Genomic DNA, 15867 nt, shown 5'->3' with positions numbered 1-15867 from the left:
ACTCGCAATAATCAGTCGGAGTTCTTAAGCGTTGTGACTTAAAGAAAGAAAAATTTAACAAAACAGGACATTTCTTCCCTTAAAAGCAAGGATTTATTACCTTTGCGGAAAAGTAATTACCCCAGAAAGCACAGTGTGCCGCAGAATTTTACAATAATAAGCATGAATAGAAACAACGATATACAATCGCCCATCATACACCTTCAACGGCAGCAACTTCTATTGCGCATGGAGTATGAATACGAAAAAGAGGAGTTCAAGCGGCAAACGGAGAACATGGGTATTATCCGCAAAGTCAAACGAGGACTGTGCTGGTATCCTTCCGTAGCGGGACGGAGTTATTATAACTCGTTGAACCAACTGGTTATAGAAATCACTCGTACCGAAAACACCGATATAGAACATAATTTCGAGTTCGGACGTCCTGTCTGTTTTTTCCATCAGTCTGCAGATGGTAAAATCACCTACTTTAATTTCACAGCCACTGTCAGCTATGCGGACGAAACGCGCATGGTAGTGGTCATGCCCGGCACAGAAGCCATTCTGGATGTACAGTCTGCAGACAACCTCGGTGTACAACTTTATTTCGATGAGACTTCTTATCGCACGATGTTTGAAGCTTTGGAAGATACCCTGCGCGCCAAAAGCAATCGGCTTGCACAATTGCGGGATACACTATTGGGTACAATTAAAGCCGGTTTTCGAGAACTGTATCCGGTACGTTTTCCTTGGCTGAACCCGACACAAGAGACAGCTGTCAACAAAGTATTATGTACCAAGGATGTAGCTGTCGTACATGGTCCGCCTGGAACAGGTAAAACCACTACCCTCGTAGAAGCCATCTACGAAACCCTGCACCGTGAACCACAAGTATTGGTTTGCGCCCAAAGCAATATGGCGGTCGATTGGATTTCCGAAAAGTTGGTGGATAGAGGGGTAAATGTACTACGCATCGGAAACCCCACACGCGTCAACGACAAAATGTTATCTTTCACCTACGAACGCCGTTTCGAGAATCATCCGCATTACCCCGAACTATGGAGCATACGTAAAGAACTGCGGCAATTGAGCGGTAAAACCCGCCGTGGCAGTTATGACGAACGCGAAGGAATACGTAGTCGCATAAGCCGCCTGCGCGACCGTGCCACGGCACTGGAAATACAAATCAACTCCGATCTGTTCGACAGCGCCCACGTCATAGCCTCCACTCTCGTAAGCAGCAATCACCGTCTCCTGAACGGTCGCCGTTTCGGCACGTTGTTCATTGATGAAGCAGCCCAAGCCTTAGAGGCAGCCTGTTGGATAGCTATCCGTAAAGCAGACCGGGTGATATTGGCAGGAGACCACTGCCAACTGCCGCCCACCATCAAATGTCACGAAGCCGCACGCGGCGGATTAGAACATACATTAATGGAAAAGGTCGTAACCAACAAACCGTTCGCCGTATCCCTGTTGAAAGTGCAATATCGCATGCACGAAGATATTATGCGCTTCTCCTCGGACTGGTTTTATGACGGAGCACTGGAAGCGGCTCCGGAAATACGCCACCGGGGAATACTGGACTGGGATACTCCAGTCACATGGGTTGATACTTCCGATATGGATTTCAAGGAACAATTTGTTGGGGAGACATTCGGACGCATCAACAAAGAGGAAGCCCATTTATTACTAAAAGAGTTGGAAGCGTACATCCAGCGCATAGGCGGCAACCGTATTCTTGAAGAGCGTATCGACTTCGGGTTGATATCACCCTACAAAGCACAAGTGCAATACCTACGGGAAAAAATAAAAGGCAGTACTGTTCTGCGTCCTTACCGTAACCAAATAACGGTCAACACCGTTGATGGATTTCAAGGACAAGAGCGCGATGTCATCTTTATCAGTTTAGTACGTGCCAATGAAGAAGGTCAAATCGGTTTCCTGAACGATTTACGCAGAATGAACGTAGCGATAACAAGAGCACGCATGAAACTGGTTATATTGGGAGAAGCAAATACATTGAGTCATCATGCTTTCTATAAAAAACTGCTGGAATATATAAAGAAAATCAATGACAAGTAATGAAAAAGTGAACATGTTGAAATTATAGAAAGAATATTCTTTTCTTCGTCCATAATGACAGAAGGATGCACCCTTGCAATGCATCCTTCTTCTATCATTTTCCTTGATTTATCTCAAAAATCAATTGTTTTCCGGACGAAGTTTACGAACCGTTACGGCAGTCTGCCACATTTCGCTCTCACGCAATGCTTTCAGTTCTTCATTCAATTTCTCACGATAGTCGGGTTTAGAATTGCTGTCAATAGAAATCTGGGCCTCGTTACCGGACTTAACACTTTGGTACAATTTCTGTACTACCGGCTTGATGGCATCGTGGAACGGAGTCATCCAATCCAAAGCACCACGTTGGGCAGTAGTGGAGCAGTTGGCATACATCCAGTCCATACCGTTCTTGGCAAACAACGGCATCAATGACTGAGTCAGCTCCTCAACAGTCTCATTGAATGCTTCCGACGGAGTATGACCGTTTTCGCGCAACACCTCGTATTGTGCCAACAGCAATCCTTGAATAGCACCCATCAAGGAACCGCGTTCACCCGTCAGGTCAGAAGTAGCCTCACGGATAAAAGTCGTTTCAAACAAATAACCTGAACCGATACCGATACCCAATGCCAGCGTTCTGTCCAAAGCCTTGCCGGTAGCATCCTGATAGATAGCATAAGAAGAATTCAAGCCACGCCCTTCGAGGAACATCGTACGCAATGACGTACCCGACCCTTTAGGAGCAACCATGATAACATCGATATCCGTAGATGGAACCACACCCGTGCGGTCACTCCAAGTAATAGCAAAACCGTGAGAGAAGTAAAGAGCCTTTCCGGGAGTCAGATACGGTTTAAGAGTAGGCCATACAGACATTACAGCCGCATCGGACAGCAGACACATGATGATAGAACCTTTTTGGCAAGCATCTTCAATGCCGAACAGCGTTTCACCCGGAACCCAACCGTCCGCCACAGCTTTCTCATAAGTCTTACCCTGACGCTGGCCTACGATTACATTGAAACCATTGTCACGCAAGTTGCATGCCTGACCGGGACCTTGTACGCCATAACCGATAACAGCGATTGTTTCATCCTTTAAAATCTCACGTGCTTTTTCCAAAGGAAATTCTTCGCGGGTCATTACATTTTCAATAACACCGCCAAAATTCAATTGTGCCATTTTTATTTTCGTTTTTATTTGTGGCTTATGCCAACTGATTGATTAATAAATTATTTTCTTACAAATATTACTTTCGAACGGCAAACCACTTCACCGCCATTCTTTTTTACTTCTATGTCATACGTGCCATCGCCTATACAGTCTTTATAGAAAGTAAGCTCATCACCATAATAACTCTCCGCCACATACGCCATTTCAAAACGGCGGATGCGATTTTCCTTATATTGCTCTATTGGAAATAAGTCAAGGATATGCTCAATGTAACGGATACTGTTTACATGCCCGTTAATGTCGATATCGCTATATCTGGCAGTCAGAGAAGCGGCAGATTCCGCAGAAGCCACTTTGATACGCGAGGGTTTTTCGATAGGGCAAGGTTCGTCACACACATAGTCCACGATACTGCCGCCATGCAAAGCCAACAAATCGGCAGGCTTACGGGTATTAAGGCTAATCATCGCCCATACGGAACGGGCATATCCTATTTTCTTTCCGTCCTTATCAATAATAGCAAAATTACGGTCGGTAAAGAGTCGGTACACATTCTCCACCCAAGTTTGAACGGAGAAATCTTCATATTGATATGGCATCTCGTCCAACTCGATTGCCAACCGTGAAAGCACCCACGTATAATTATCCTCGTTCAAAGTTGCAATGCCGAAACCGCGTTCCGTTGCATGAAAGCCGGCACAGTTCAGCAGATGGTTCCCGAGCACCCCCATTGTAAGACGACCGGTAAAGTCTACGTGAAACGGTTCGGCTACAAACTTATAAGTTCCTATTCTGTTATTCTCGCTCATTATCCTTCTTGTTCTTTATACTCACGATATTTTGTTTCCCGGTCTGCCAGATATTCGTTGACACGTTCGAAGCAACTTGTTGTGATTGCCACTCTGCCCGAACGTACAAACTGGAGCACGCACCCAAAAACACTCAGTTCCTCGTAAAGACTGGTTATCTCCTCGCTCATTCCGTTCTTCTCTACAATGGAAAATACGGAGTTCACCTCTACGATGCGCGCATTGTACCTACGGATAATCTTGGATATTTCCGGCTTCTCCTCCAATACGGGGGTCGTTATCTTATACAACGCAATCTCGTGCTGGTAGATTTCATCGTCCGTAAAATAATGTGCCTGTAGCACATCTATCTTTTTTGTGATTTGTTTCGTCACTTTCTCAATAGTATCCTTATCCGTCCAGGCGGTAATGGTATATTTATGTACCCCCTTGATAGAGGATGCCGAAACATTCAGACTCTCAATATTGATTTGCCGACGGGTAAATACAGCCGTTACCTGATTCAGCAAACCTGCAAAGTTTTCCGAATGAACGATAATTGTATATAAGGTTTTGTCAGTCATAAACTAATTATGAATTATGAATTATGAATTTTGAATTGAGAACGATGAATCGAGAACGACGAGTTGTTAAGATAATCACGCGCCCATTCATAATTCATAATTCAAAATTCATAATTCTATTAGCATTCCAGCAACATCTGGTTCACAGAACCGCCCGGCGGTGTCATCGGCATTACGTTTCCCTCTTCCTCCACACAAGCTTCCAGCAAGAACGGACCGTCTGTTGCAATCATCTCATCAATGGCTTCTGCCAGTTCCTCTCGGGTAGATACCCGCCGCGCCGGAATTTCATAAGCGGAAGCAATCTTCATATAATCCGGGTTTATCATCGGAGTAAACGAATAACGACGGTTAAAGAACATAGCCTGCCATTGGCGGACGTTACCCAAATAGTTATTATTCAGTAAAATCATCTTGACCGGTGCTTTCTGCTCCATTACCGTACCCAATTCCTGCAAGTTCATCTGCAAACCGCCATCGCCCATAAAAACGCATATCGTACGGTCAGGACGTCCGAAAGTGGCACCAATAGCGGCAGGAAGTCCGAAGCCCATTGTACCCAAACCACCGGAGGTAACGATACTACGTTCCTTGCTATATTTAAAATAGCGTGCCGACATCATCTGGTTCTGACCTACATCCGTCACCAATACAGCCTCGTTTTTCGTTGCCTCACTGACGGCACGCACCACCTCGCCCATACTCAACATATCACCTGCCGGATACAGTTCGGCACGGATAACTTTCTCCTCCTCTATCTGTTCGTAGGGCAGGAAACTGTCAAGCCACTCTTTATGTTCGGCAGGTTCCAGCAGTTCGGTCACTGCCGCCAAAGTCTCTTTACAATTGCCCAATACGGCAACATCCGTCCTTACATTCTTGTCTATCTCTGCCGGATCGATATCGAAATGGATTACTTTTGCCTGCGTTGCATAAGTGGACAACTTACCCGTGACACGGTCATCAAAACGCATGCCCACCGCAATCAGCACATCGCACTTATTGGTGTTGATATTGGGCCCCAGATTGCCGTGCATGCCCAACATGCCCTTGTTCAAAGGATGAGCCGTAGGCAATGCAGAGAGTCCCAGCAAAGTACATCCCGCAGGCATACCCGCCTTTTCAATGAAAGCACGCAATTCATTCTGTGCATTACCAAGTTCTACCCCCTGCCCCACCAATACCAACGGCCGTTCAGCCGCATTAATCAAATCGGCAGCTCGCCGTATGGCTTCCGGTTCCATTTCAGGCACAGGCAAATAACTACGCACATAATCCACTTTAGTAGGGACATACTCCGTCTTATCCACCTGTGCATTCTTGGCAAAATCCAATACAACCGGACCGGGACGTCCGCTCTGCGCTATATAGAAAGCGCGTGCTACCGCCCATGCCACATCTTCCGCACGACGTATCTGATAGCTCCACTTCGTGATAGGCTGTGTAATACCCACTAAGTCCACTTCCTGAAAGGCGTCCGTTCCAAGAAACCCCGTAGCCACCTGTCCGGCAATAACAACTATCGGAGTACTGTCAATCATGGCATCCGCAATACCTGTAATGGTATTTGTGGCGCCCGGTCCGCTGGTTACCAGGCATACGCCTACCTCGCCCGACACACGTGCAAAGCCTTGTGCGGCATGGGTAGCACCCTGTTCATGACGGACTAAGATATGATTTAAGTTCTTCCGATGGTCGTATAGAGCATCGAATACCGGCATGATACTACCACCCGGGTAACCGAAAACGGTCTTTACTCCCTGATACTCCAAAGAGCGCATCAATGCTTCCGCACCTGTTATCAAGTTTTCCATCAAGTATATTTTTTAGGAATTAACTCCTCAACTACATTATTTACTTATTAATCTACTAACCTTACAGCTCCTTTATCCGCCGAACTTACCATGCCGGCATACGCTTTCAATGCTTTCGATACCTGGCGGTCGCGTGTCATCGGTGTCATGGGACGGACAGCCAATTCTTCATCCGTCAGTCTCACATTGATAGAACGGTTCGGTATATCTATTTCAATGATGTCACCATCCCTAAGCTTCCCGATATTTCCACCCGCAGCGGCTTCGGGAGAAATGTGTCCGATGCTCAACCCGGAAGTTCCCCCACTGAAGCGTCCATCGGTTATCAGCGCACACTCCTTACCTAAATGACGAGACTTGATATAGGAAGTAGGATAAAGCATCTCCTGCATGCCCGGACCGCCTTTCGGACCTTCATGGGTAATGACCACCACATCGCCGCTGACAATCTTTCCACCTAAAATGCCATCACACGCAGCTTCCTGCGAATCGAACACTTTGGCAGGACCGGTAAACTTCCAAATGCTTTCGTCCACTCCGGCAGTCTTTACCACACATCCGTCTTGTGCAATATTCCCCTTCAGCACAGCCAATCCGCCATCCTTGCTATAAGCATGCTGTAAGTCACGAATACAGCCTTCGGCACGATCCGTATCCAATTCCTTATAATAAGCCGTCTGCGAGCCGAGTACCAGATTGAACTTTCCGGCAGCGGCACTGGTATATTTCCTGATTGCCTCCTCGCAGACATTCGGGCTGGTAATGCAATATCGGTCTATCTCTTCTCCCAGCGTCATCCCGTCTACACGGCGCGCAGCCGTATCTACCAGTCCGCCTTTGGCAAGCTCGCCCATAATGGCAACGATGCCGCCGGCACGGTTTACGTCCTGCACATGGTATTTTCGAGTATTGGGAGCTACCTTGCACAAACAAGGTGTCTTGCGCGACAGCATATCAATATCATCCATAGTGAAATCAGCCCCCGCCTCATGTGCTACAGCCAACAGATGAAGTACCGTATTGGTGGAGCCACCCATCGCAATGTCCAACGTCATTGCATTCAGAAAAGCTTCGCGGGTAGCAATACTACGAGGAAGCACACTGTCGTCTCCTTCCTCATAATACTTATAAGCGTTTTCGACAATCAGCTTGGCGGCATCCTTAAAGAGTTGCTTCCGGTTCTCGTGGGTAGCCACAATCGTACCATTACCGGGAAGAGCCAATCCGATAGCCTCGTTCAGACAGTTCATGGAGTTAGCAGTAAACATACCCGAACAGCATCCGCAAGTAGGACAAGCGTGCTGTTCTATTTTAGCAACATCCGCATCGCTTACGTTGTCGTCAGCCGACTTTATCATGGCATCAATCAAGTCGAGTTGCTGTCCGTTCCACTCCCCTGCTTCCATAGGACCGCCGGAAACAAATACTGTGGGGATATTCAGCCTCATCGCAGCCATAAGCATGCCCGGAGTAATCTTGTCACAATTGCTGATACATACCATGGCATCCGCCTTATGCGCATTCACCATATATTCCACGCTGTCGGCTATGATATCGCGTGAAGGCAACGAATACAACATACCATCGTGTCCCATTGCAATACCGTCATCAATAGCAATCGTGTTGAATTCGGCAGCAAAGCAACCCTGCTTCTCTATCTCTTCCTTTACAAACTGACCTATTTCGTGCAGATGCACATGTCCCGGCACAAACTGGGTAAAAGAGTTGACTATAGCGATAATGGGCTTGCCCATCTGCTCTTTCTTCATGCCGTTTGCCACCCACAATGCACGGGCACCTGCCATACGGCGGCCTTGCGTGCTGAACGAACTGCGTAACTGATGCTTCATCTTATTGTAAGTTTTTGAGCTCTTGCTCTTTTTTTTAAGTTCTTAAAAACCAAAAAGCCTTTCTCACCGTAATGAGAAAGGCTTTTTATAAATATCTTCTATCGTACGAATACATACACAACCTTTCTCACGCTCTTGATGCCACGACCACGACGCGAATAATGTGCAGGAGTGCCAAGTTAACGGATGTATGTAAATTCATAACCAAAGTATCTTTATTGTTCCCTTAATTCGTTATTTCATATAAATACCTTGCAAAGGTAAGTGCTTTTTTATAATTTCCAAACAAATTGACGAGAAAAAAGATATAAACACGAATAATCGTAAGGAAACTACGCCTTAAAATCTTATTTTATCACTTAATCGTTTCAAATAAAAATATTCGTATCTTTGCACACTGCCAAAGCAGAAACAGTATTCACTAATAGAAATAACAGAATTAATGGAAACAGTAGAAAACAAGTACATCACCTTAGCATATAAGTTGTACACCATCGAAAACGGAGAAAAAGAATTCACAGAAGAAGCTCCTGCAGAGCATCCGTTCCAGTTTATCTCCGGACTGGGTCTGACATTGGAAGCTTTCGAAAACCAAGTGAAAGACTTGCAGAAAGGCGACAAGTTCGACTTCACAATCAAAGCCGAAGAAGCTTACGGCGAGTATGACGATGATCACGTTATCGACCTTCCGAAGAATATTTTCGAGATAGAAGGCAAGTTCGACAACGAACGTGTAGTAGAAGGCGCCGTAATCCCCTTGATGACCTCGGAAGGCCAACGCATCAACGGAAGCGTAGTAGAAGTAAAAGACGATGTAGTAGTAATGGACATGAACCACCCGTTGGCAGGTTGCGACCTGAACTTCGTAGGTGAAATCACCGAAAACCGTCCGGCCACTAATGACGAACTGGCAGACATGGCACGCATGATGAGTGGCGGCGGATGCAATGGCGGATGTGGTGGCGGATGCGACTGCGGAGACTGCGGTAGCGGATGCGGAGACGAATGCTGCCACTGATAAATCAAGAATTGGACAATAACAACGTATAGTACAAGGGGGCAAAACAATAACCGATTTTAGTTTTGCCCCCTTATTGCAAGATTGTATATAGTAGAGTTGCCTTAATACTCTTCGATAGTACGTATTCTTCTCCCGGCATCTCCCCTGCCACCATTATTCCTACTGCCGCCCCGACTGCCGGCTAATGTATTGAAACGGTAACTGAAATGGACGATACAATAACTGGTAAGCATATTGGTAGTTGTATCGGTGATACTTGTAGCACTTACAGAACGGGTTTGATTGTTCTGCTGGCGTAAAATATCATATACCTTGACGCGTACCATAGCTTGTTTACGCTTCATAAAACGTTTTGAAAGTTGCATATTCCATAAGAACTCATCCCGGTTCGCATTCCCACTATACCCTTCACGTATCCGCCAACGCATATCCGTAGTGAATTCCGTATCCCATGGCAGGCGGATATTCGTATTTCCTCCCAAAGTATAATCAAATGTTTCACGATTGCTGTTTTTTTTCTTGCTATTCTGTACACTATTGTAACGGAATGAAGCACTTAAAGCTACATCCGATTTTTTATTACGGTATGCTCCCCGCAGACGGGCGGTGGTAGAAAAGTTGTGGGTAGTGCTCAGTTCCGCATCCGTACTTTTTTTATTCACAGACGTATAACTGACCTGATCACTATATCGGGCATTGGCTCCCGCACTCATCGTAAATTTCTTATTCTTGAACGGCGTATCAAAAGACAGGTTCAAATGCGAGCTCCAATTACCATTGATATTGACTTTGTGATAAGTACGTGCGCCGGTTCCGGCATCATAAGCCATGCGGTTTCCCACTGAGTTCATAGTATTATTAAAGCCTGCCCCTACACGAAAACTTCTCATAGTGGCAACCGAATAGCGATTGTAATTAGCACTAACCGTATTCGAGAACGAAGACTTCAAATTAGGGTTCCCGTAACGTAAATTCATCGGATCGGTAACATCTATAACTTCCTGAAGATCCTCCATCTCAGGTGCGGAACTTCGTCCGCTATATCGAAAAGTAAAACGTTCGCGACGCGAGAAATAGTAATCCAACGATATGGTAGGAGACCAGTTTATGTTTTTTTGCCGAGGCAAATCTTTATTCGCATTGGGTCCGATAGTAGTCACACTTTCAGTAAAGCGCGGATTTAAAGCAATTCCTATATTGTAGTTCAATCCCTTACGCTCACCCTGCCACTGCGTATGGTCACCCTGTAAAGATACATTAAACTGCTGATTGGTATAATGATTTTCAACACGAGAACTCAGATTATCATTATATCCATAGTTCATGCGGTCTGCATAATTGATGCTATCATATACCAATGACTGTGACACTCCATATCGGCTGGACAAAGTATAACCGACACTGATCCTATAATGTTTGGAAAGAGGTTCGATATATCTGGCGGAGATACTCCAATTCAAATTATGCCCGTCGCCTTTCGTATTCCGTTCAATGTCCGAAACGCTGTCTTGTGCAAAAAAACGGGAATAAGATTTGCTGAAATTGTCCCGGAGATTTTTATCGTAATCAAAATTGAGCGAAACGTGGAAATTGCGCCTGGGTTTCCGAAATCTATGATAATAGGATATCGTGCCCTCCACTCCGTGCTTATCCGTCTCTCCCCTACCGGCAGAAGTAGTCTCATTGATATCTTCCTTCTCATTATCAAGTCGTTTGTTCCTGCTTTCGTTCCACGAATTACCTTTGCTATAGTCAAAATTTATACGCGTATTCAACGTGTTCAAACTGTCTATTTTCCATTCCACCCGTGCATTTCCACCCAGGCCATAGTTATCGTTTTGCCTTATGGAATACCTGTTGGAAAAAGTAGACTCATCACCTATAAAAGTTTCGGAAGAAGTTTCCGTAATCACATCATTCACATTGTGGCGGTAACGTACATTACTTCTTACATCCAATTTCTCACTCTTACGGGCATAAGTAATACCCGCACTCTGATGAGTACGTTGACCACTACTTTGACGATTGGTATTATTAGCCGCACCTACAAACGAAAGATTGGTATCATCCGTAAAATGATTTACATTTACATTCCCCTCATAACGATTTTCCGTACCATATCCGGCACTCAAATTTCCCATCCACCCACTGTTCTTCTTTAAAGTAAGGTCCAGTACCGGGGTTTCATTGCCATCTTTAATACCCGTCAACCGTTCGTTATCACTCTTTTCCTTATAAGCCTTCAACTTCCGCACAGCGTCCGCCGGCAAGTTTTTCAATGACATATCCGTGTCATTGCCAAAGAATTCCTTGCCATTCACCATTATTTTCTTGATTTCCTCGCCATTCAACGTTATTTTCCCGTCTTCATCTATTTCGGCACCGGGCAACTGTTTAATCAATTCATCAATCATCGACCCTGCCGCCACTCTATAAGCAGACGCATTGTATTCTGTGGTATCCTCATTGATAACTACCGGAGGAGCCTCGGCTGTGATAACCGCTTCATCCAGCAATATACCGTCTTCCGACAACTCTATCACACCGAGATTCTGCGATGTTCTCCTCTCGGATAAAGCGACAGGACGGAATAGCGTGGTGTATCCTACAAATGATACTTTCAACAGATAATTACCAGCCTTGACACGGGGTAAGATAAAACGCCCCTGCGCACGGGTTACAACACCAGCAACCTGCGAACTATCCGCTAACGCCAACAGCTGCACGGTAGCCGCCTCTATAAATCCTTTGGTGCCTTGTTCTACAACTTGCCCCGAAACCGTGACAACATTTTTTTGAGCCCAAACGGCTTCCGGCACAAATAAAAAAAACAGCAATCCGACAATGATGTTCTTCATAATATGAGTGTTTGTGTATTTCTGTAGAAGAATATAATAACATGACAACAATACAAGCAAAAGGTTTAATCAATGTCTTACATATTTATTTTGCTCCTATCTCAACACATCCCGCAAAAGAAGAAGGAAAAGCCGGTGCTTCTCGCCAGAAGCTGTACGACTGTTGATTTATCGCCTGTCAGACTATGGTAAATTATTAAGGGAAGTGTGTCGAAACAACTTCCCTAATCTTATCCCCAATTTTACCTCACTATTTTCCTGTCATTATCTCCAGCACCAATTTATCCGTCTCGTCCATTCCTTTAGAACCTATCTTCGTCAGATTACGGATACTTTGGTCTACATCCTCATCGATAATTCCTTCAACGGAAGTGACACAACGGTTTTCCATCGCCATAATGGCGGAAAGAACAGCAGTAGAAACGCCGGTGGTTACTTTCAAAGCGCAACTGGGCTTGGCACCGTCGCAAATCATTCCGGTAAGATTGGCTATCATGTTCTGAACGGCAAAGGTCACCTGTTCGTAACCTCCCCCCATCAAGCGGGTAATGCCGCAACTGGAGCCCGTAGCAGCCACCACACAACCGCACAATGCCGACAAACGCCCCAGACTTTGCTTGATATAAATCACCGTCAGATGGCTGAGCATAAGGGCACGAATCAGTTCCTCTTCCGATTTGCCGTTCTCCTCGGCATAAACCACCATGGGCAATGTGGCGGAAATTCCCTGGTTTCCGCTGCCGGAATTACTCATTACCGGTATCATGGCACCTGCCATACGGGCATCGCACGCACCGGACGTATAAGAGAGGATATGCGAAAACACACTGTCGCCCAAAATCTTATGCTCATAGGTTCCGCGCAGCATCTTACCCAGCCCGTGACCGTAGTTCCCGCTGAAAGAGCGTTCGGCGGCGGCTTTGTTCAGACGTGCCGTCTCAAGAATAAAACGGATTTCATCCAGCGGAGCCGTCAAGGCAAAGTCGTACACCTTGCGCAGGGTCAAATCAACGGTCCGCTCTTCCGTCTCCCCACAACTTGCATGTTGTTTGTTTAAAAAGACCTCACCGTTACGTGCCACATATATAAAGGTGGTATGCCCGCCGGCAATAATGGCAACCGCCTTGTTTCCGGCAGTCTCGCAGCATACCTCGATATAAAGTTTTTCCGTAATGTTCTTCTTCAGCGATATATTGATACGTTTCTCACCGATAAAGCGTTTTCCCTCTTCCACGGCAACAGGAGTACTGTCTTTCAGTACTTCCAGTTGATATTCCGACCTACCGACCAATGCCCCTAAAGCAACGGCAATGGGCAATCCTATCATATCCGTACCAGGAATGCCGACTCCCATTGCGTTTTTCAGGATGTTGGCACTCAACAAAACATCTATTTTTTCCGGCCGCACACCTAATGTCTCGGTTGCTTTTGCCACACACAAAGCAACGGCAATGGGTTCCGTACATCCAATGGCGGGAACCACCTCGCGCTGCACCAAAGCGATTATCTGTTTTCTTTCGGCTTCAGTCATACCACATATATGTTTTTTTATTCAATCGTATCGCAAAGATATATGGAATAGTAAATAAATAGCAGAGTTCGGCATACTTTTTTCTTCCCGTCCCTGTTATTACAAAATAATAACGTATTTTTGCAACCCTCTAAACCATATTAAATTATCAACATTCAAAAAGGAAATATATGAACTTTAAGAAGTGGACTACTGCCCTCATGCTTGCCTTGGCCGTTTCGTCCTGCATACAGGACGAAGCGCTTAACTCTGAAGCAGCGATTGACGCCTGCACAGGCATAGACGTACAATTGGCTCACATCAACAGTGACTCGAAAGAAATAAACATATATGTACATAAGGGAGCGGATTTATCCAAGCAGCAACTGTTGTTTACACTGCCTTTTGGCGCAACGCTTCGTGCAAACGAACATTTCCCGAACGACATTCTGAACAATTATGATTTCAGCAACGAATCGCATACGCGCACCTTTACCGTAACTTCCGAAGACGAAGAATGGACCTCTACCTATACTGTAAAAGTCATTCCTGCCGAAATCCCCGAAACTTTCCATTTTGAAGAGCTGCTCCCTTCCGCCGGTACCGAATATGACATCTTTTATGAGTTCGAACCCAGCACCTCAACCAATGTTTCGAGCGTTGTGCAATGGTCGAGTGGTAACCCCGGTTACAAACTCACCGGCATGGCTGGCAACCGCACCGATTATCCCACACAGCAGATAACCGATGGCTATCGCGGCAAAGGAGTGAAACTTACTACTTGCGATACGGGTAGCTTCGGAGCCGTGGTAAATATGTATATTGCAGCCGGTAACCTGTTTATCGGCTCTTTCGACTTGGCGAATGCGTTGAAAGCCCCCCTGCGTGCCACCAAGTTCGGCATACAGTATTACAAACGTCCGGTAGCGTTGAAAGGTTACTTCAAGTTTAAGGCGGGAGAAGTCTATACCGATAAGGGCAAAGTGCAGGAAGGCAAAAAAGACCGCTTCGACATCTATGCCGTATTGTACGAAGCCAATGAAAACTCCTTCATGCTGGATGGTAGCAACAGCCTTAATGCGCCCAATATCATCTCCCTTGCCCGTATTAGCGAAAAAGATGCCGTAGAGACCGAAGAATGGACAGAGTTCGATTTGCCTTTCGAAACAATGGATGATAAAAAGATTGACAAGGCGAAACTACAGAACGGAAAGTACAAACTAAGCATTGTCCTTTCTTCCAGCATTGACGGCGCATACTTCAAAGGAGCCGTGGGCAGTACATTGTACGTAGACGAATTAGAACTTATAAGCGAAGAAATCTGATTATAAAGTATGAAAAAGTATCATTTTATCTGCACAATAGCCGTATTGCTGGCAATGGCGGCCAACATACAGGCGCAAGACGAGAGAAACAAGAGTATTATCAACTCCTATCTGCGCGGGTGGGAATACGGTATCAAAGCCGGATTCAACATCGGAGGTACATCCCCCATCCCCCTGCCCAAAGAGATACGCAAGATAGACAACTACGCACCGGGCATAGCCATTGCCATTGAAGGCAATGCCAGCAAGTGGTTTGACGAAAAGAAAAAGTGGGGACTCACGCTTGGTCTGCGGTTGGAGAACAAGAACATGACCACCGAAGCCACCGTGAAGAACTACGGCATGAAAATCATCAATACCAACGGTGGAGAGCTGGCAGGTCTTTGGACAGGTGGGGTCAAGACCAAAGTGAATAACTCCTACCTCACCATCCCCATCCTTGCCGACTACCGCATCAGCAAACGGTGGACCGTGTCGGCAGGTCCTTACTTCTCCTACTTATTGGAAGGCAACTTCTCGGGACACGTATACGAAGGACACTTGCGTACTCCCGACCAAACCGGCTCGAAAGTGGAATTTACCGGTGAGAGTATCGCGACATACGACTTTTCCAACGAATTAAGAAAATTCCAATGGGGCTTGCAATTCGGCGGAGAGTGGAAAGCGTTCAAACACCTTACCGTGCACGCAGACGTGACTTGGGGACTGAATGATATCTTCCAAAAAGACTTCGATACGATAACGTTCAACATGTATCCCATTTATCTGAACTTAGGGTTCGGATATGCGTTCTAAGCGGACATAGACAATATCATACGCCAAAGCCACAGACATCCTCTGCCGAGGAAAACCTGTGGCTTTAACGTGAAATTTACAAGTGAATCGCCATCCGTCCGATTTA

Annotated in this window: 11 protein-coding genes; 4 read left to right on the top strand and 7 right to left on the bottom strand. The window is 45.8% G+C overall.

Annotation, left to right across the window (positions count from 1 at the left end; genetic code table 11):
* The first annotated feature begins 162 nt into the window (after positions 1 to 162).
* The gene (locus QZ327_RS03500) at positions 163 to 2061 is read left to right on the top strand and encodes an AAA domain-containing protein (RefSeq protein ID WP_294617158.1); all 1899 of its coding nucleotides are present in this window, start codon (positions 163 to 165) and stop codon (positions 2059 to 2061) included.
* 120 nt (positions 2062 to 2181) lie between these two features.
* Here the strand turns inward: QZ327_RS03500 and ilvC are convergent, their stop codons facing one another.
* The 5 genes from ilvC to ilvD all read right to left on the bottom strand — a co-directional run bounded on the left by ilvC (position 2182) and on the right by ilvD (position 8252).
* On the bottom strand, positions 2182 to 3225 hold the full coding sequence (gene ilvC / locus QZ327_RS03495; RefSeq protein WP_294617157.1) for a ketol-acid reductoisomerase: 1044 nt from the start codon (positions 3223 to 3225) through the stop codon (positions 2182 to 2184).
* Positions 3226 to 3275: 50 nt separating this feature from the next.
* Positions 3276 to 4025, bottom strand: coding sequence for an acyl-ACP thioesterase domain-containing protein (locus QZ327_RS03490; RefSeq protein ID WP_294617155.1), 750 nt, complete (start codon positions 4023 to 4025; stop codon positions 3276 to 3278).
* Positions 4025 to 4588, bottom strand: a complete 564-nt coding sequence (gene ilvN, locus QZ327_RS03485; RefSeq protein WP_294617154.1) for an acetolactate synthase small subunit — start codon at positions 4586 to 4588, stop codon at positions 4025 to 4027. The genes QZ327_RS03490 and ilvN overlap by 1 nt, the downstream gene beginning before the upstream one ends.
* A 119-nt stretch (positions 4589 to 4707) precedes the next feature.
* On the bottom strand, positions 4708 to 6402 hold the full coding sequence (gene ilvB / locus QZ327_RS03480) for a biosynthetic-type acetolactate synthase large subunit (protein WP_294617153.1): 1695 nt from the start codon (positions 6400 to 6402) through the stop codon (positions 4708 to 4710).
* A 47-nt stretch (positions 6403 to 6449) separates the two neighbouring features.
* The gene (gene ilvD, locus QZ327_RS03475) at positions 6450 to 8252 is read right to left on the bottom strand and encodes a dihydroxy-acid dehydratase (protein ID WP_294617151.1); all 1803 of its coding nucleotides are present in this window, start codon (positions 8250 to 8252) and stop codon (positions 6450 to 6452) included.
* A gap of 442 nt (positions 8253 to 8694) precedes the next feature.
* On the opposite strand from ilvD, the gene QZ327_RS03470 reads away from it, so the two are divergent.
* Positions 8695 to 9270, top strand: a complete 576-nt coding sequence (locus QZ327_RS03470; RefSeq protein WP_294617149.1) for an FKBP-type peptidyl-prolyl cis-trans isomerase — start codon at positions 8695 to 8697, stop codon at positions 9268 to 9270.
* A 104-nt stretch (positions 9271 to 9374) separates the two neighbouring features.
* Here the strand turns inward: QZ327_RS03470 and QZ327_RS03465 are convergent, their stop codons facing one another.
* Positions 9375 to 12131, bottom strand: a complete 2757-nt coding sequence (locus QZ327_RS03465; protein WP_294617147.1) for a TonB-dependent receptor — start codon at positions 12129 to 12131, stop codon at positions 9375 to 9377.
* A 250-nt stretch (positions 12132 to 12381) separates the two neighbouring features.
* On the bottom strand, positions 12382 to 13662 hold the full coding sequence (locus QZ327_RS03460) for a serine dehydratase subunit alpha family protein (protein ID WP_294617145.1): 1281 nt from the start codon (positions 13660 to 13662) through the stop codon (positions 12382 to 12384).
* A gap of 170 nt (positions 13663 to 13832) precedes the next feature.
* Between QZ327_RS03460 and QZ327_RS03455 the strand changes: the two genes are divergently transcribed.
* Complete coding sequence (locus QZ327_RS03455; RefSeq protein ID WP_294617144.1) at positions 13833 to 14966, top strand: PCMD domain-containing protein; 1134 nt, start codon at positions 13833 to 13835, stop codon at positions 14964 to 14966.
* A 9-nt stretch (positions 14967 to 14975) separates the two neighbouring features.
* Positions 14976 to 15761, top strand: coding sequence for a porin family protein (locus tag QZ327_RS03450; RefSeq protein ID WP_294617142.1), 786 nt, complete (start codon positions 14976 to 14978; stop codon positions 15759 to 15761).
* Positions 15762 to 15867 lie beyond the last annotated feature (106 nt).

The organism is uncultured Bacteroides sp. (assembly GCF_910578895.1).
In the GTDB taxonomy this organism is placed as follows: Bacteria; Bacteroidota; Bacteroidia; order Bacteroidales; family Bacteroidaceae; genus Bacteroides.
Note: the sequence above shows the minus strand (reverse complement) of the source record. Positions and strands in the feature narration are given on the sequence as shown.

Bases quoted from the DNA above. Each gene is read 5' to 3' on its own strand.
- ilvC (WP_294617157.1), bottom strand. From the start codon at position 3,225: ATGGCACAATTGAATTTTGGCGGTGTTATTGAAAATGTAATGACCCGC.
- QZ327_RS03450 (WP_294617142.1), top strand. From the start codon at position 14,976: ATGAAAAAGTATCATTTTATCTGCACAATAGCCGTATTGCTGGCAATG.
- ilvD (WP_294617151.1), bottom strand. From the start codon at position 8,252: ATGAAGCATCAGTTACGCAGTTCGTTCAGCACGCAAGGCCGCCGTATG.
- QZ327_RS03460 (WP_294617145.1), bottom strand. From the start codon at position 13,662: ATGACTGAAGCCGAAAGAAAACAGATAATCGCTTTGGTGCAGCGCGAG.
- QZ327_RS03500 (WP_294617158.1), top strand. From the start codon at position 163: ATGAATAGAAACAACGATATACAATCGCCCATCATACACCTTCAACGG.
- ilvN (WP_294617154.1), bottom strand. From the start codon at position 4,588: ATGACTGACAAAACCTTATATACAATTATCGTTCATTCGGAAAACTTT.
- ilvB (WP_294617153.1), bottom strand. From the start codon at position 6,402: ATGGAAAACTTGATAACAGGTGCGGAAGCATTGATGCGCTCTTTGGAG.
- QZ327_RS03465 (WP_294617147.1), bottom strand. From the start codon at position 12,131: ATGAAGAACATCATTGTCGGATTGCTGTTTTTTTTATTTGTGCCGGAA.
- QZ327_RS03455 (WP_294617144.1), top strand. From the start codon at position 13,833: ATGAACTTTAAGAAGTGGACTACTGCCCTCATGCTTGCCTTGGCCGTT.
- QZ327_RS03470 (WP_294617149.1), top strand. From the start codon at position 8,695: ATGGAAACAGTAGAAAACAAGTACATCACCTTAGCATATAAGTTGTAC.
- QZ327_RS03490 (WP_294617155.1), bottom strand. From the start codon at position 4,025: ATGAGCGAGAATAACAGAATAGGAACTTATAAGTTTGTAGCCGAACCG.